This window comes from Cupriavidus sp. GW821-FHT02F09 (genome assembly GCF_059421605.1).
In genome coordinates, this window is the sequence record NZ_JBWKVH010000002.1 from 334,326 (window position 1) to 350,570 (window position 16,245).

At 67.4% G+C, this 16,245-nt stretch carries 17 protein-coding genes; 6 read left to right on the forward strand and 11 right to left on the reverse strand.

The annotated features are described in order from the left end of the window. Positions 1-5: 5 nt before the first annotated feature. Positions 6-968: a Bug family tripartite tricarboxylate transporter substrate binding protein gene (locus AC07XB_RS04245; RefSeq protein ID WP_492371609.1), complete on the reverse strand. Its 963-nt coding sequence runs from the start codon at positions 966-968 to the stop codon at positions 6-8. A gap of 232 nt (positions 969-1,200) precedes the next feature. Continuing rightward, positions 1,201-2,199, reverse strand: a complete 999-nt coding sequence (locus tag AC07XB_RS04250; protein WP_492371721.1) for a tripartite tricarboxylate transporter substrate-binding protein — start codon at positions 2,197-2,199, stop codon at positions 1,201-1,203. Between the two features lie 275 nt (positions 2,200-2,474). Here AC07XB_RS04250 and AC07XB_RS04255 point away from each other — a divergent pair, with 275 nt between their 5' ends. Together AC07XB_RS04255 and AC07XB_RS04260 are read left to right on the forward strand one after the other, a co-directional pair. After that, positions 2,475-3,050 (forward strand): MarR family winged helix-turn-helix transcriptional regulator, encoded by a 576-nt coding sequence (locus tag AC07XB_RS04255; RefSeq protein ID WP_492814000.1) that lies wholly within the window; start codon positions 2,475-2,477, stop codon positions 3,048-3,050. A gap of 155 nt (positions 3,051-3,205) precedes the next feature. Continuing rightward, positions 3,206-3,547 carry a zinc ribbon domain-containing protein YjdM gene (locus AC07XB_RS04260; RefSeq protein ID WP_492371607.1) on the forward strand — a complete coding sequence of 114 codons (342 nt, stop codon included), beginning with the start codon at positions 3,206-3,208 and terminating at the stop codon, positions 3,545-3,547. Between the two features lie 46 nt (positions 3,548-3,593). Here AC07XB_RS04260 and tam read toward each other — a convergent pair whose 3' ends face one another. Together tam and AC07XB_RS04270 are read right to left on the reverse strand one after the other, a co-directional pair. Continuing rightward, positions 3,594-4,364, reverse strand: a complete 771-nt coding sequence (tam, locus tag AC07XB_RS04265; RefSeq protein WP_492826450.1) for a trans-aconitate 2-methyltransferase — start codon at positions 4,362-4,364, stop codon at positions 3,594-3,596. Between the two features lie 24 nt (positions 4,365-4,388). Continuing rightward, positions 4,389-4,748: a hypothetical protein gene (locus AC07XB_RS04270; protein WP_492826452.1), complete on the reverse strand. Its 360-nt coding sequence runs from the start codon at positions 4,746-4,748 to the stop codon at positions 4,389-4,391. A 98-nt stretch (positions 4,749-4,846) separates the two neighbouring features. Here AC07XB_RS04270 and AC07XB_RS04275 point away from each other — a divergent pair, with 98 nt between their 5' ends. Both AC07XB_RS04275 and AC07XB_RS04280 read left to right on the forward strand, forming a co-directional pair. Further along, positions 4,847-5,785 carry a LysR family transcriptional regulator gene (locus tag AC07XB_RS04275; RefSeq protein ID WP_492826454.1) on the forward strand — a complete coding sequence of 313 codons (939 nt, stop codon included), beginning with the start codon at positions 4,847-4,849 and terminating at the stop codon, positions 5,783-5,785. Positions 5,786-6,082: 297 nt separating this feature from the next. After that, positions 6,083-7,771 carry a methyl-accepting chemotaxis protein gene (locus AC07XB_RS04280; protein ID WP_492371603.1) on the forward strand — a complete coding sequence of 563 codons (1,689 nt, stop codon included), beginning with the start codon at positions 6,083-6,085 and terminating at the stop codon, positions 7,769-7,771. Here the strand turns inward: AC07XB_RS04280 and AC07XB_RS04285 are convergent. The 3 genes from AC07XB_RS04285 to AC07XB_RS04295 all read right to left on the reverse strand — a co-directional run bounded on the left by AC07XB_RS04285 (position 7,768) and on the right by AC07XB_RS04295 (position 10,331). Beyond that, the gene (locus tag AC07XB_RS04285; RefSeq protein ID WP_492826456.1) at positions 7,768-8,934 is read right to left on the reverse strand and encodes a glycerate kinase; all 1,167 of its coding nucleotides are present in this window, start codon (positions 8,932-8,934) and stop codon (positions 7,768-7,770) included. The two genes, AC07XB_RS04280 and AC07XB_RS04285, sit on opposite strands and share 4 nt — an antisense overlap. Next, complete coding sequence (locus AC07XB_RS04290; RefSeq protein ID WP_183031298.1) at positions 8,931-9,314, reverse strand: VOC family protein; 384 nt, start codon at positions 9,312-9,314, stop codon at positions 8,931-8,933. The genes AC07XB_RS04285 and AC07XB_RS04290 overlap by 4 nt, the downstream gene beginning before the upstream one ends. A gap of 117 nt (positions 9,315-9,431) precedes the next feature. Continuing rightward, a complete protein-coding gene (locus AC07XB_RS04295; RefSeq protein WP_492826513.1) occupies positions 9,432-10,331 on the reverse strand; it encodes a LysR family transcriptional regulator in 900 nt (299 codons plus the stop codon). Positions 10,332-10,553: 222 nt separating this feature from the next. Here AC07XB_RS04295 and AC07XB_RS04300 point away from each other — a divergent pair, with 222 nt between their 5' ends. Both AC07XB_RS04300 and AC07XB_RS04305 read left to right on the forward strand, forming a co-directional pair. Next, positions 10,554-11,531 (forward strand): D-2-hydroxyacid dehydrogenase, encoded by a 978-nt coding sequence (locus AC07XB_RS04300; RefSeq protein ID WP_492813990.1) that lies wholly within the window; start codon positions 10,554-10,556, stop codon positions 11,529-11,531. Between the two features lie 189 nt (positions 11,532-11,720). After that, positions 11,721-12,389, forward strand: a complete 669-nt coding sequence (locus tag AC07XB_RS04305) for a hypothetical protein (protein WP_492826458.1) — start codon at positions 11,721-11,723, stop codon at positions 12,387-12,389. Positions 12,390-12,430: 41 nt separating this feature from the next. Here AC07XB_RS04305 and AC07XB_RS04310 read toward each other — a convergent pair whose 3' ends face one another. The 4 genes from AC07XB_RS04310 to AC07XB_RS04325 all read right to left on the reverse strand — a co-directional run bounded on the left by AC07XB_RS04310 (position 12,431) and on the right by AC07XB_RS04325 (position 16,215). Next, a complete protein-coding gene (locus AC07XB_RS04310; protein ID WP_492813986.1) occupies positions 12,431-12,754 on the reverse strand; it encodes an FmdB family zinc ribbon protein in 324 nt (107 codons plus the stop codon). Positions 12,755-12,872: 118 nt separating this feature from the next. Continuing rightward, positions 12,873-14,105, reverse strand: a complete 1,233-nt coding sequence (gene fmdA, locus AC07XB_RS04315; RefSeq protein ID WP_492376187.1) for a formamidase — start codon at positions 14,103-14,105, stop codon at positions 12,873-12,875. A gap of 151 nt (positions 14,106-14,256) precedes the next feature. Then, complete coding sequence (locus tag AC07XB_RS04320; protein ID WP_174427428.1) at positions 14,257-14,769, reverse strand: AmiS/UreI family transporter; 513 nt, start codon at positions 14,767-14,769, stop codon at positions 14,257-14,259. Positions 14,770-15,000: 231 nt separating this feature from the next. Then, positions 15,001-16,215, reverse strand: coding sequence for a helix-turn-helix transcriptional regulator (locus AC07XB_RS04325; protein WP_492813982.1), 1,215 nt, complete (start codon positions 16,213-16,215; stop codon positions 15,001-15,003). Between the last annotated feature and the right edge of the window lie 30 nt (positions 16,216-16,245).

Sequence of the window (16,245 nt, forward strand, 5' to 3'; positions counted from 1 at the left end):
CGCATTCAGTCCGCCTGGATGTTGCCCGCCTTGATGACCTCCGCCCAGCGGCGCGTCTCCGCCTGCACGAACCTGGCGGCCTTATCCGGGCTGGAATCCACCACGGGCTGCACGCCGATCTTCTCCATCCGCTCCCGCACTTCAGGATCCTTGACGGCCTGCTGCAGGGCCACGCTCAACTTTTCGATCGCGGGCGCGGGCGTGCCCCGCGGCACCATCACCATGTTCCAGATCGATGCCTCGTAGTTGGGAAAGCCCGCCTCCTTCATCGTCGGAACATTCGGCAGCACGCTGGAACGCGTACTGGTGGTGACCGCGAGCGCCTTCAGGCGCCCGGCCTTGATCATGGGCGCGGAGGTGGATACGGCATCGGTAATGAACTGCAGGTCGCCGGACATCACGGACTGGATCGCCTGGCTGGCACCCCGGTAAGGCGCGTGGACGACGTCCAGGTGCTCCTGGTACTTCAGCAGCTCCACGGCCATATGCAACGCGCTGCCCTTGCCGGCGGAGCCGTAGCTGTACTTGCCGGGGTTCTTCTTGATATCGTCGACCAGCTCCTTTGCCGTGCTGGCTTTCACCGATGGGTTCACCGAGAGCACCATCGGCACGGCGGCCACGATGGACACGGGCACGACCGCGCCGCTGTCATAGGGAAGCGTCTTGTATAGCGACGCGTTGATGGCGTGCGAGCTGGTGCCGAACAGCAGCGTGTAGCCATCGGCCTTGCTCTTGGCGACGGCGTCGGTGGCAATGCTGCCGCCCGCGCCTGCCCGGTTCTCGACCACGATCGGCTGGCCCAGCAGCATGCCAACCTTGTTGGCGACGATACGCGCCACCAGGTCCGTGCTGCCGCCCGCGGCGAAGCCAACCACCATGCGGATGGGATGGTCGGGGTATGCCGGCTGGGCGTGCGCGCCAACGCCGACGAGCGCACCCACCCCGACTTGCACAATCAAGCGTTTCATGTCTCTTCCAGATTGTTATGGTGCGGGCTCGGGGCAAATCGCCAAGCCCGTGGAGACGATGGTAGCCAGCGGGTGCGTGAATGGTGAAATAGAAAATGACGCTGCTGCCATCAGCGAACGACATGCCTGCAGCGCGCGCCCAGGCGGCGCCGAACGCAAAAACGCCGCGCTGCGGTTGCACGGCGGCGTGCTTGCCATGGCGGCGAGCCATGGCCCGCTGTCATCTCCAACGTTAGTCCGCTTCCACCTTCATCGTTCTCAGCAGCGGTTGCCATTTGTCGCTTTCCGTCTTGAGCCAGCCATGCAGCCCGTCCGGCGTCTGCTTGTCGACGGGCACGATCTCGGCGCCAAGGTCATCGAGGCGCTTCGCTACCATCGGGTCCTGCAAGCCCTTCTGCAGCGCCTTGGTCAGGCGCGCGGTGACAACTGGCGGCGTGCCCTTGGGCGCGTAGACACCATGCCAGACTTTCATCTCGAAGCCCTTGAGGCCGCCCTCCTGCAGCGTCGGGGCATTGGGCAGCGCCTTGATGCGCTTGGGCGTGGTCACGCCGTAGAACCTGAGCCGGTTGGCATTGATATGCGGCAGTGTCGATGTGGTCTGGTCACATAGCAGGTCGACCTGCCCGCCGAGCAGCGCCGTGAGCGCCGGCCCGGTGCCCTGGTAGGGAATCGCGTTCAGCTTCACATGCACTGCCTCCTCGAACAGCAGCCCGCACAGCTGGGATACCGCCCCCAGGCCGGCGTTGGCCAGAGATACCTTGTCCTTGTTCTGGGCGACGTACTTCACCAGGTCTTGCGTGGTGGCCGGGGGCAGGTCCTTGCGCCCGAGCAGGGTCATCGGGACATCCGCGACTTGTCCGATGTACTCGAAGTCCTTCAGCGGGCTGTACGACAGCTTTTTGTACAGCGCGGGCGCCGTCGCCATCCCGTTGTGGTGGATCAGGATCGTGTAGCCATCCGGCTGGGCCCGCGCGACATAGGCCGCCGCGACCGTGCCGCCGGCACCGAGGCGGTTCTCCACGATCACGCTTTGCCCGAGATCCCTGGACATCGCCTGCGCAAGTGCCCGCGCCACGACATCCGTCGGGCCGCCCGCCGAAAAGGGAACCACCAGCGTGACCGGCTTGGATGGGAACGCATCCACGGCCATCGCGCCCGAGGCAAGCCCCGCCGCAAGCGGTCCGAAAACCATCCACTTCAAGCCAGTGCCTACGTGCTTCATCGCGGTCATGCCAATCATCGTTGTCTCCGAAACTCAGGCCGGCAAGCTGGGGCGCTTGCCTGTTCTAGGGTGTTGGCCGAAGGTTGCCGGATAAGCCGGTGCGAGAGAATCAGGATTATCTGAACGGGTCATACGGCGTGGCCGAACGCGCGCCAGCGGCGGTGTAGCATTCGTCGCATTTCTTGACGCCGTGGCGCCGCTGGCCTGTAATGCGGCTTCTCGCGCGCCGCCTTGCCAGGGCGCGCGATCACGAACCTATGATTCGATTCACCTGGGCCGCCTCCATGCCAGCTTCCAATCCCGCCTCCGATCGCCTGAGCCAGCCGCAATCGATCGAAGACCTCTTGCTCTACCGGCTGAGCTGTCTGCTGGCGGATGCCGGCGGCATCGTGATCCGCTATTGCGAAGGGCAATTCGGCATTACCCGCAGGGAATGGCGCTTGCTTGCGCTGCTGGGCGCGCACGGCGCGATGAGCTCGTCCGAGCTGGCGCAACTGGCCCACCTGGACCGTCCCCGCGCTTCGCGCACGATCACGGCGATGGTGGACAAGAAGCTGATCAGCCGGGTGGCGCGGCCCGATGATGCGCGGCAGGTCACGCTGGCGCCGACCGCTGCGGGCGAAGCCCTGTACGGCGAGATCTTCCCGCTGACGAAACAGGTCAACCTTGAACTGCTGGATGCGCTCGAAGACAAGGAAGTGGCGCAACTGGATGACATGCTGATGCGGCTGGAGCAGCGCTCCCGGCAGATGGCCGCGCGCGGCGGCCTGCCGCTAGCGGACCGGCGGCGCGGCGGCAGCGGACGCAACCGCCAGGCGCGGGCATTGCGCGATGCGAAGGAAGACAGCAACGGCAACTAGGCCGGCCCGGCGCACCAACGTCCCGCGCGTCTGCGCCTCGTGGCACGCCAGCGTAACGCGGCCGCTGGGAAAAGCTAAGCGGCTTTGGGCGGCAACGCCGCCCGCTATACTCTAGCCCCTCAAAAGCCTCAAGCCTCAAGTAACCGGAAGCCGTCATGCCCACTATCCCCGCCTGCCCCCAATGCGCCCTGGAGAACACCTACCCCGACGGCGACAACTACGTCTGCGCCGACTGCGGCCACGAGTGGGCCATGGTGGCCGCCGCGCAGGATGATGACAGCGACCAGGCCGTGGTGAAGGATGCCAACGGCGCCGTATTGAACGACGGCGACGCCGTGGTGCTGATCAAGGACCTGAAGGTCAAGGGCTCGTCCATCACGCTGAAGATGGGCACCAAGGTCAAGAGCATCCGGCTGGTGGGCGGCGACCACGAGGTCGATTGCAAGATGGACGCCGGCAGCTTCATGCTCAAGGCCTGCTACCTGCGCAAGGCCTGAGGCTGCTTGAGACTGCGCACGCTGTTGGTTGCGGCCCCGGTTCCGGTCAGCGCGTGGCCACGATGAAGAACCGCGGGAACGGCAGCAGCACCGTGCCGTCCGCCATCGGCGGATAGGCGCACGCCACTTGCGCGGTGTAGCGTTCCAGGTAGGCAGCGCGCTCGGCTTCATCCAGCGGATCCAGGAAGGGACGCAGGCCGGTGCCCTTGAACCACTCCACGATCGCGGCAGGGCCACCGGCCAGCGCGTGGTGGTAGGTGGTGTGCCAGACATCGACCGCTGCGCAATGCGCGCGCAGCAGTTCGTAGTACCAGCCAGCCCCCTGCAGCCCGGTACGCGCCTGCGAAGCGGCGGCCAGCTTGGCGGCCCACGGGCCGTCGGCGGCGACTTCGCGCATCAGGCGGTGCGCGGGCGTGTCCAGCGTGTCGGGCACCTGGATCGCGAGGCTGCCGCCGGGCGCCAGCTTGGCGGCAAGCGCGGGCAGCAGGCGGCCGTGGTCGGGCAGCCATTGCAGCACGGCATTGGCGAGGATCACGTCGTAAGGGCCCGGGTCATACCAGGTTTCGATGCGGCTCACCTCGAATTTCAACGCCGGTAGCCGCTTGCGCGCGGCTTCGACCATGTCGGCCGAGCTGTCCAGCCCGGTCACGCTCGCGCCGGGAAAGCAGGCGGCCAGCACTTCCGTCGAATTGCCCGGGCCGCAGCCGATGTCTACCGCGACGCGCGGCTCGCGCCCCGGCACCGCGGCCAGCAGGTCGCGCACCGGACGGGTACGTTCGTTCTCGAATTTCACGTATTGCTTGGCTGACCAAGTCATTGCTGCTCCTTTGCGGGTTCGGTTCTAGTGTCTCGGAATATCGGGAGTATCTGGCGCATCTGGAGCATCTGGCGTCGCGGCCTGCCCGGCCTGCTGCAGCGCGGCCCTGCCCTTGGCGGTCAGCGCGACGATGGCCTGCGCGCGCGGCACGCCGGGCCGGGACGCCATGCCGACCAGGCCGGCCGTCGTCGCATCCTCCCACGCGGACAGCCTTGGGCAGGACGTGCGCCATGCCTCCATGGTGTCGGCAAAGGTGCGCGGCATGGCGTCTAGCCACGCCAGGAACGCAAGCAGGTTGCCCGGGTGCGACGACGCGGGAAGATTGGCGTCCTTGTCGTTGTCGTTGTCTTTGTCGTTGTCATTGCCCAGATCTTGTTCTTGCATGGCCGTGCTCCGTGGATGCCCGATGCATGCCGTCAGGATAGAGCCGAACTGCTATGATTTCCAATGCATATTGAGCACGTTTTCAATACCTTGAGAGTATGGCAATGATTGAGCTACGCCGGCTGCGCGCCTTCGTCGTGCTGGCCGAGGAAGGCCACGTCACCCGCGCCGCCGAGCGCCTGGGCATGCAGCAGCCGCCGCTCACGCGCCTGTTGCGCGGGCTGGAGGAGGAGCTGGATGTTTTGCTGATGCGCCGCCTGCCGCGCGGCGTGCGCCCGACAGAGGCCGGCCTGGCATTGCTGGAAGAGGCTCGCGCCGTGCTGGCCCGGGCCGAAGGCGTGGCCGACGTGGTGCGCCGCGCCGCGGCCGGGGAGCAAGGGCGGCTGGCGGTGGGCTTTACCAGCTCCGCCGCCCTGCACCCCTTCGTGCCCGCCGTGCTGCGCCGGTTTCGCGAGAGCGTGCCGGGCGTTGCCGTGACGCTGGAGGAAGCCGGCACCAGCGAGCTGGTGGACGCGATCCTGCACGAGCGGCTGGACGCCGCGTTCGTCCGCTCGCCGGTGGGCAGCACCGCCGGGCTGGTACTCGACGACGTGCTGGACGAGCCGATGCTGGCGGCGTTGCCGGCCGGGCATCCGCTGGCAGCGCAGGCCGGGGCGCTGCCGCTATCAGCGCTGGCGCGCGAGCCGTTCATCCTCTATCGCCGCCCCGCCGGGCCCGGCTTGTACGACGCGATCCTGACCGCCTGCCGCGCCGCGGGCTTCAGCCCGCTGGTGGCGCAGGAAGCGCCACGCCTGCCGGCCACGCTGAGCCTGGTGGCAGCAGGCCTTGGCGTGTCCGTGGTGCCCGCGTCCATGCACCGCCTGGGTGGCGAGGACATCGTCTATCGCCCGCTGGGCGAGAGCCCGCCGCTGAGCGCGCCCCTGCACCTCGCGATGCGCCAAGGCGCGCTGCCGGCAGCCGTGACGCGCTTTCGCGCGATGGTGCGCGAGATGGTGGTGGCTGCGCCAATCACGCCAGCGCGCGCAATGCGCCGTTGAAGGCATGTGTGGCGGTTTCCCATGCGTTCTTCCTCGGGCTTCGCAGCACGTTCCGAGCGAGCGGCCGCGAGGCCTTCATTGTCCAGACAGCGGGAATCTGTGTTCGCCCTGGTAGACAAGTTTGGCCTACAGCTTCGCCCGCATGCCTGCCCGGGGGCTACCAACGACGCGCGCGCCCGATTGGCTCCGCGCGTTCGTGGTTGTAGCAGACATAGTGCGCGTCGAAGCCTTGCTTCAACTTCAAATGGCGTCGCCGTAAACGAGCATTGAGATCCTTCTCAATCCATGGATTAAACAATGCTCCCCAACTTAACCATCAAGGCACGGCTCGCCATTGCAATGCTCGTGCTTTCCGTCTTGCTGCTCGTCGTCGGTGCACTGGGCTTGCTCGGCATGTCGCGCAGCAATGCGGCGAACCACGCCACGTATGCCAACCAGATGCCGAGCGCCATGGCGATCGCGGAAGCTGATATCTGGCTGGGCCGGGTCCGCACGGCGCTGTTCAGCGCTGGCATGGATCCCGAATCTCCCCACGCTGCCGAACTGCTGACCCGCACGGAGAAATTCCTCGCGCAGTCAGAGTCCGCCTGGCAGCGTTACCTGTCCTTGCCGCGCGACGCGGAAGAAGAGCGGCTGGCCCAGGATGTCATTGCCAAGCGCAAGGCGCTGTACGTCGCGCTCGATGCCTTCGCCGCCGCCGTCAAGTCGGCCGACCACCAGAAGATCATCGAGGCGGGGGTCGCGCAAACGCCGTACTACGCTGCGCTGCAAGCCAGCGGCGAAACGCTCAGCCAGTTCCAGTCAGCCCTGGCCAAGCGCAGCTATGAGGCTGCCGAGGCGTCCTATGCCACCTTCAGGACGATCACCATTGCCGCGTTGCTGGCGGGGCTGGCGCTGGCCATCTATAGCTGGGTAGCCCTGCGTCGCGCCATTGCGCGCCCGCTCGACGCGGCGCTCGCGCACTTCGGCCACATCACCGCGGGCGACCTGAGCCGCCCCGTTGAAATCCGCTCGCAGGATGAAATGGGCCAGTTGCTGTCGGGCATCGCGAAGATGCAGGACGGCCTGGCGCAAACCGTCTTGTCCGTGCGCACGGGCAGCGAAACGATCGCGGCGGCCACCAGGCAGATTGCCGCCGGCAACATCGACCTGTCGTCGCGTACCGAACAGCAGGCCGCATCGCTCGAAGAAACCGCGGCCAGCATGGAAGAGCTCACCACCACCGTCAAGCAGAACGCGGACAACGCGCGCCAGGCTGCGGTGCTGTCGGCCACGGCATCGGAAACCGCCAATCACGGCGGCGAAGTGATCCGCGACGTGGTCGCGACCATGAGCGAGATCAACGAGAGCTCGGCCCGCATCGCTGACATCATCAGCATCATCGAGGGCATTGCCTTCCAGACCAACATCCTCGCGCTGAATGCGGCCGTGGAAGCAGCGCGCGCCGGTGAGCAAGGCCGGGGCTTCGCGGTCGTCGCGGGCGAGGTGCGCTCGCTCGCGCAGCGGTCCTCCAGCGCCGCCAAGGAGATCAAGGACCTCATCGACAAATCCTCGGCGCGCGTGACGACCGGCACCGCGCTGGTGGACCAGGCGGGCTCGACCATGACCGAGATCATCCGCGACATCCAGCGCGTCTCCGACATCATGGGCGAGATCTCCGCCGCGTCCGTCGAGCAGACCGCCGGCATCGACCAGGTCGCGCACGCGGTGAGCCAGATGGATGAAGTGACGCAGCAGAACGCGTCGCTGGTGGAGCAAGCAGCGGCGGCAGCGCAATCGCTGGAAGAGCAAGCCGCCAAGCTGAACGACACGGTGGCCGCGTTCAGGCTGGGCAACCATGGCGTAGCCGGCGCGGCGAGTGCGCCGGCGCCCCATGCCGTGCGAGCCGCAAGCCGGCCCGCGGCGTCGTCGCCACGCCGCGCCGCGCCGGTGGCACCGCGTGCCGTTGCGGCTTCGGCGCCGGCGTCCGACTGGTCGTCCTTCTAAGCGGAACGCCGCGCGGCCGCATAAAGCCGGGCCAACTGCGCGGCGGCGGCCTCCAGCAGCGCCCCGCCCTGCGCGATCGACCAAGCCAGCGACGCAGGGCCGGCCTGCACCGAGAAGCAGCCATCGAATGCCTCGCGCAGCAGCGCGCCATCGGCAATCGCTCCCGATAGCAGGGTCACGGGCACGCCGTGCCGGCGTCCCAGCGCCGCGACCAGCGCCGGGCCCTTGCCAAGCAAGGTCTGGCGATCTGAGCGGCCTTCGCCGGTCAGGATCCAGTCGTACCCGGCCACCGTCGCCAACCCGGCAGTGTCGAGAATAAAGCGGCCTCCCGGCAGCAATGGCGCGCCAAGCAGCCGCAAGGCAAAGCCCAGCCCGCCCGCAGCGCCCGCGCCCTGCGCTTGCGCTGCGTGGCAACCGAGCGCCAGCTCGCAACGGGCCGCGAACTCGCCGATTACCTCGTCCGCTTGCGCGAGGTCCGTCACCCCTTTTTGTCCGCCAAACATCATGCTGGCGCCATCCGGCCCGCACAAAGGGCTGGTGACGTCGGTGAGCGCCACCAGGCGCAGCCCATGCAGCAGGTCCGCATCGACCCGAGGGCGCAGGCTGCGGATCGATGCAAGATTGTCGGGCACCGGGTCGACACGCTCGCCCGCGGCATCGAGGAAGTCGAACGCCAGCGCCGAGAGCATGCCGGCGCCGGCATCGTTGGTCGAGGAGCCGCCCAGGCCAATGACGATGGTGGCGAAACCTCCCGCGGCAATCCCGCGTATGGCCTGCCCTACCCCGCGCGTGGTGCGCGCGCCGGGCGCCGCCACCGCATCGGGAAGGCCGGCCACGGCCGCCACATCGAAGATCGCAAAGGTGCCAAGCGCCGCGTTCTCGCAGGCGGCAAACGGCATGCGCACCGGCTGGCCGTTGGCATCCGTCGCCTCCACCGCATGCCAGCGCCCGCCGCATGCCGCGGCCACCGCGGCGGCCGTGCCTTCGCCGCCATCGGCAATCGGTACCTGCGTGACCACGGCGTGCGGCAGCGCATGGCGGATGCCGCAGGCCATATGCCGGGCCACCGCCGGCGCGTCCAGGCTGCCCTTGAACGAATCGGGCGCGAGCAGAACGCGCAGCGCTCGCGCCGGCACGTTATTCAACGCCGTCGCGCCGGTCACGGCGCGTCCAGCTCGGAGATCTCGATCAGGTTCAGGTCCGGATCGCGCACGTAGACGGAGCGGATCTTCTGCGTGGCGCCGGTCCGCGCGACCGGGCCCGCAACAATGGGCCAGCCGGCGGCGCGCAGCCGCTCGATCACCGCATCGAGCGGGATCGACGCAATGAAGCACAGGTCCAGCGCGCCGGGCACCGGCAGGTGCGCCTTGGGCTCGAACTCCGCACCGCGCACATGCAGGTTGATCTTCTGGTTGCCGAAGCGGAACGCCACGCGGTTCTCGCCGAAGGTTTCCAGCTGCATGCCGAGCACGCGCGTATAGAAATCGATGGTCGCGCCGGCATCCGTGCTGGTCAGCACCAGGTGGTCGAGGTGGTCAATCATGTCGCGCTTGCTCTCTGTGCGGTTTAGCCGGGAGCCATCATGGCAGTCGCGCGGGCACATGAACATGTCGGATTGCGCCAGCACCCTTTCCGAAAACGCAAGGCTGAAGCGGCCGCCTCAGTGCGGCGCCAGCAGGTGATCGAACAGCTTGCGCGCCTCGGGCTGCAGCGCCGCGACCGATTTCACGCCAAGCCACAGCGTGCGCGAGGCCCACGGATCAGCAAGGCGGATGGCGCGCAACCCGGCGCCAAGTATCTCGGCGCGCACGGCGCCCTCCGGCAAGACCCCGATGCCAAGGCCCGCCTCGATCATGCGGCAGATCGCATCGAAACTGCTGACCTGCACGCGCAGCTTGAGCACGCGCTCCAGCGCGGCCGAGGCGTCGGCCAGCCGCTGCAGCAGCGAGCTGCCCTGGTTGAGACCAACGAAATCGAATTCGAGCGCATCGGCAAAGGCCACCTCGGCGCGCGCCGCCAGCGGATGATCTGGCGGCACCAGCACCACCAGGCGGTCGCGACGGTATTCGAACTTTTCCAGCGTGCCGGCCGCGACGTTGTCGGCAAACACGCCGATATCCGCCTGCCCGCCCGCCACCGCCGCGATCACCTCGCCGCTCATGCGCTCCTCCAGGCTGACGCGGATCAGCGGCTGCGCGTGCAGGAACACGCCCAGGTCCCGCGGCATGAACTGGATGACGGCCGAGGTGTTGGCCCACACGCGCACATGCCCCCGCACGCCGATGGCGAAATCGCTCATGTCGCCCGCCAGGCGATTCACGGTATCCAGCACCGCCCGCGCATGGCCGACCAGCCCAACGCCGGCCGGGGTGAGTTCAAGCCCGCGCGGCATCCGCACGAACAAGGCGCAATCGGTGGTCTTTTCCAAGTCGGCAACACGGCGGCTGAGCGCCGACAGCGTCATGTGGGTGCGCTCGGCGGCCTTGGTGAAGCTGCCGCTCTGCGCCACCACCAGGAACAGGCGCAGGGACTGCAGGTCGAGATGGGCGGGATTGATCACGCGAAAGCGTCCGGTGGGCGGCGGCATCGATGGCGGCCGGATGGCCAGGGCCGTCAAGCCATGCCCTGAGGTTTGAGAATCGGGAAAGGCTAGTGGACGAGAACGGCATTGTCAATTTGGGCGCCCGGGGCCACCATGGCCGGTCCACGTGCTCCGGCCGATGGCCAGAGGCGTGGCGCATTCACCACCCAGGCTTACCGACAGGCAAACACCACAAACCCCATGAATCCAACCCAGACCACGCCGGAAGTCGTTTTCCTGGACCGCGGCACGCTGGCCCCCGAGACCGTGCTGCGCGCGTTGCCGTTCGCGCACCAGCTGACGGTCTTTGACGCCACCGCGCCGCATGAAGTGGCCGCGCGCATCGCCAACGCGCAGATCGTGATCACCAACAAGGTCAAGCTGCCGGCCGAGGTGCTGCGCGAGGCCGCCAGCCTGCGCCTGGTGGCGATCGCGGCCACCGGCACCGACCACGTCGATCTGCGCGCCTGCGCCGCCCGGGGCATCTGCGTGTCGAACGTGCGCAATTATGCCGTGCATACGGTGCCCGAGCACACCTTCGCGCTGATCTTCGCGCTGCGCCGCAGCCTGCATGCCTATTGCGACGCGGTGCGCTCGGGCCGCTGGCAGGCCTCGGGGCAGTTCTGCTTTCACGACTATCCGATCCACGACCTCGCCGGCTCGACCATCGGCATCGTCGGCGGCGGCACCCTGGGCCGCGCGGTGGGCGAGATCGCCCGGCTGCTGGGACTCAAGGTGCTGTACGCCGCCCGCAAGGGCCAGCACAGCGCCGACACGCAACACACGCCCTTCGCGGACATGCTGCGCCTGAGCGACATCATCACGCTGCACTGCCCGCTGACCCCCGCCAACGCGGGGCTGATCGGCCGCGAGGAGTTCGCGCAGATGACGCGCCGCCCGCTGCTGATCAACACTGCGCGCGGCGGCCTGGTCGACGAGGCCGCACTGGTCGACGCGCTGCGGCAAGGACAGGTTTCCGGGGCTGGTTTCGACGTAGCCACCCAGGAGCCCCCCGGCCCCGGCCACCCGTTCCACGCGCTGCGCGACCACCCCGCCTTCCTGCTCACGCCGCACGTGGCCTGGGCGAGCCGGGAGGCCATCCAGGCACTGGCGGACCAGTTGATCGACAATATCGCGGCGTTCGCGGCCGGCTCGCCGCGCAATGTGGTGGCGGGCTAAGCCCTCTCCTGCCCCGCCCCCCTGCCCCCCTGTCCCATGCGCATGGGACCCGCCAGCCGCAGCGGCCACTGGCGTGCACCCCGGCATCGGGCCGGACAACGACGATAGCGCTCGTGCGACGCCCGGATCCGTGCCGGATAGCCGCTTCGCGTCTATATTGTTCCTGTTCGGGATCACGACGGAGGGAGCATGCGTGCGCAATGCGGCAGGCTTGTGCTGGGGGCAGCGACTGCCTGCGCGCTGGGCCTGGCCCTGAATTCCGCGCCGTGTTTCGCCCAGGCCGGTGGGGGCGCGCCAGTGCCTTTCGTGCGGATCGTGCTTGCCAGGCAGGTTGCCGTTCAGGTTCCCAAGGACTGGACCATCCTGTCCGGGGCCCGGGGACGGACCCACGGCACCATCGCGGACGCGGCTGGGGGTGTCTCCATCGTCCCGGCGCCGGCGGGCCAGACGGTCAACCTCCTGCATGCCGTATCCAATGTGCAGAATCCGTACGCGGCCGTGATCGTCAACTCGATGGCGCAAGCGCCGGTCACGCCCGAGCAGGTCCGCCGGTTCGACAGGTCACTGCTTCTGGCATACGCGGCGAGCTTCGAGCGCAGGATGCGCGACTCCCTGAAGACATCGGGCAGGGAAATGCTCTCCATCGACGAGCCCCGCATCGAAAAAATCGGTGGCTGGCCGGCGATTGCAATCAACTACGTGCGCACCGGCGCGCAAGGCACGATCTACGTGCAGCATTTCGACATCTATACGCCGGACCAGGAACTGCTGCTCATCCTCTCGTGCCGCGACACGGCGCGCGGCGCATGGCTGCCGCTGCTGGACCAGGTGCGCGGCTCGATCGTCGTTGGCGAATAGCCTGGATGGCGATCGGCCTGGTTCCCATCGGGCTGGTTCCCCTAGTGGCTGATCATCCAGGGCCGCGTGCCGGGAAAGGACTTGGCCGCGCCCGGCTTGCCGGCCAGGCCGACGCTGCCGCCCGAACAGCCACAACCTGGCCCATGGCGGTGCCCCTGGGAACTCGATGGCGCGTGGGCGCTGCGCTCGTTGCCCGCGTGCGCGACGCGGCGGGACGAGGGCATCAGGGCCAGCATGGTCGCGGTGACCTGGCGCCGGGCCGCGTGGCCGCAGCCGGGGCATGGCTGCGGCGCGTCGCGCTCGTCGATGCGGCGCACCGCGGTGAAGCTGCCGCACGCCTCGCAGGCGTATTCATACATGGGCATACAGGTCTCTCCGCTTGGTGGAAAGTGGCAAGCGCGGGCCCCCTTTGGGAAGGAGGAGGAAGGCGGGAGCCCGCGCTCGCCGGGACTTCACATCTCTGGCTGGCGCTCAGATCGGCATTCAGGCCGCATCCTGCGAAAGCAGGACGTCGGCACCGCCCTTGATATGCACAGTCGGTCCATTGGCCTGCGGCCGGATATCGAAGTCGAAGATCTGCGTCGGTATCCAGAGCGTGGCGCAGGAGTTGGGGATGTCCACCACGCCGCTGATATGCCCCTGCACCGGCGCCGTGCCCAGGATGGCGTAGGCCTGCGCGCGCGAGTAGCCAAACTTGGTCAGGTATTCGATCGCGTTCAGGCAGGCCTGGCGGTAGGCGACGTTGACATCCAGGTAGTGCTGCTTGCCTTGTTCATCGACCGAGATGCCTTCGAAGATCAGGTAGTCGTTGTAGGTCGGCGTGATCGGGCTGGGCTTGAAGATGGGGTTCTTGATGCCGTACTTCGCCATGCCGTCCTTGATCACGTTCACCCGCATGTGCACCCACCCCGCCATCTCGATGGCGCCGCAGAAGGTAATCTCGCCGTCGCCCTGGCTGAAGTGCAGATCGCCGACCGACAGCCCTGCCCCATCCACATACACCGGGAAGTACACCTTCGAGCCACGTGACAGGTCCTTGATGTCGCAGTTGCCGCCATGCTCGCGCGGCGGCACGGTACGCGCGCCCTCGGCTGCCGCCCGCCTGCCGGCGTCGCCAACGAGCTTGCCCATATGGGCGGTCGCGGCAAACGGCGGGTTGGCCAGCGGCGGCACGCGATCGGGGTCGGTCTTGATCAGCCCTGTCTCGCGTTCGTTCCAGGTATGGAGCAGCTTGGGATCGGGCAAGCAGCCGATCAGCCCGGGATGGATCAGCCCGGCGAACTCCACGCCGGGCACATGGCGCGACGTGGTGTAGACACCGTGGAAGTCCCAGATGGATTTCTGCGCCAGCGGGAAATGGTCCGTCAGGAACCCGCCGCCGTTTTTCTTCGAGAAGAAGCCGTTGAAGCCCCACTGGCTTTCGGGCTTGGCGCCTACGTCCAGCAGGTCGACCACCAGCAGGTCGCCCGGCTTGACGCCGCGCACGCCCACCGGCCCTGAGAGAAAGTGGACGATGGACAGGTCGATGTCCCGCACGTCATCCGCCGACTCGTTGTTCTTGATGAAGCCGCCGGTCCAGTCATAGGTTTCCAGGATGAACTCGTCGCCGGGATTGACCCAGCAGGCCATGGGAATGTCCGGGTGCCAGCGGTTGTGGACCTGTTCGTTCTCGTACGCCGATTGCGCGAGATCGACCTTGATCAGGGTATCTGCCATGTGCCTGTCTCCTTGGTGTGTGTCCGGTCAGTCGCCGGATTGCGGCCTTGAAACGATGCAGCCGCCTTGGCTGCATGCCTGGATCAGCGTTGGTCGCGTGCGGCTGCCCGCCGCCGCGCTGTGGTCGATCTTTGCGGTACGTCTTTGCGGTCTATCTGAATGATTCGCTCAGCAGCAGATAGCCTGGCAGCCAGCCGGTGGCGATACCTGCCAGGACAGTGGCAACACCGGTGAACTTCAGGATCGGGCGCTGCATCGCCAGCAGCAGGAAGTACAGGAACCACAGCACCCCCCAGCCGACCCAGCACCAGGCGAACCAGGTATCCCAGACGGAGTTGGCATGGCGCAGCGCATCGATGGCGACGGGAATCACCGTGACCGACACGAACAGGCTGAACCAGCCCAGGCCACGCCCGTCCGCGCCGTTGAAGCGGTTGAGCGCAACCCACAGGTAGGTGAAGGTGAACAGCAGCGTCAGCGCGCCGGCCTTGATGGATGCGCTGTCCGCCTCGCCGCCGAAGATCAGCCTCAGCGACACCAGCATCGTCACCCCGCCGGCAAAGATATTGACGACCCAGATCTCACGGTCGCCAATCTTGCCCAGCAGCCACAAGCCGTTCAGGCACAGCACGGCACCTACGTAAAGCAACGTCAGGCCTAGCATGGCGTATCTCCTGCGTGACGGGTTCTGGTTGTTCTTTTTCTGTTGGCGCCGGCTGCCTCGCGGCGGCCGCGTGGCGACGGGTCAACTATAAGCAGGCCCGCGAAGATGCGAATCCTTCACGACGAGGATTCCGCACATCATGTGGCTGGGTGAGGTGGCCTCACCCAATTGAATGAGGCAATGGATAAGGCAGCGGACAAGGCAACGGCGCGATGGCCAGGTGAGGGACGTTCAGGCCGGCGGGCAATGCTGCGCGTGCAGGCGCACCAATTCCATCTGGCCATGGGTGTTGGTCTTCTGGAAGATCTGCTTGAGGTGGCTGCGCACCGTGTTCTCGGACACGTGCAGTACCTGCGCCAGGCTGGCAATGGAGTGGCCGGCGAAGACCAGCGCGTTGACCCGCGCCTGGGCCTCGCTCAGCTTGAACTGGCGCGCGAACAGGCAATCGTGGTGCGCATGCTCCGCACCCTGCCGGCGCGCGCTGACCACCACCAGCGCGCGCTCCTCGCCCAGCCCGTTGCGCATGGATGCACCGGCGGGCTGCAACGTGAGCGTCGTGGGCAAGGCAAAGCCGGGCGCGGAAACCGACAGCACCTGCGTGGGCACCAGCGTGGCCTGGCCCGGGTGGGCGTCGCGCGTGTCACCGGCCATGGAGGGAAGTCCTTGGGAAGCCCCGGCCAGCGTGGCCAGCATCTCATGCAAGGTGCGGTGATCGGTCGGCATCACCGCGGCAAGATACTCGCCATCCCGGTACAGGCCGCTGCCCTGCCCGCACAGCGCCTGCGCGCTGCGGTTGCAGTAGACGATGCGGCCATCCTGCTCCACCAGGAAGGTCGCGTTAGGATGGCCGTCGATGACGCACATCAGCGCCTGGCTCAGGTCGGCGGCGCTGTGGCGGTGCCAGCGGTTTTCCAGCGACAGCGCCATATGCGCCAGCAGGCCGCGGAACTCCGCCTTCTCCTTGCTGGCAAAGCGCCGCTGGTCTTCGCGCCGGTACAACTCAAGGTAGTAGACGACATCCGCCTCGCGCGCCACCACCCCGCACAAGCGATGCAGATAGCGATGGGGCCGCAGCAACGCCTGGTAGTAGTCCGTGCGGACCAGGTCGCCGCTGCCCAGCATGTCGTCGCCGCTGATCACCTGCAGGGGCTGGTAGGCCGTGCTGGAGAGGAACCACGGGTTGCGCGCGGAGTACTGCGCAAAGGTGCGAAAAAACGCCGGGTCGTCCGGGGCGCCGTGCAGCACCGCGCCCTGGCCGCCGGCCAGGTGCCGCCGCGCCAGCACGGCCGTGCCCGCGGCGAACTGATCGCGCACCAGCGCAACCACGCCGCGCCAGCCATCATCATCGCGCGCGGCGTGGATACGGTAGATCAGCTCCCCGGCCTGGGGATCGGCGCTATCGGCGCTATCGGCCTTATAGGCGCTATCGGCATTCTGGGCGGGCAACCGCGCATTCTCCATGGCATCGGGCACAGC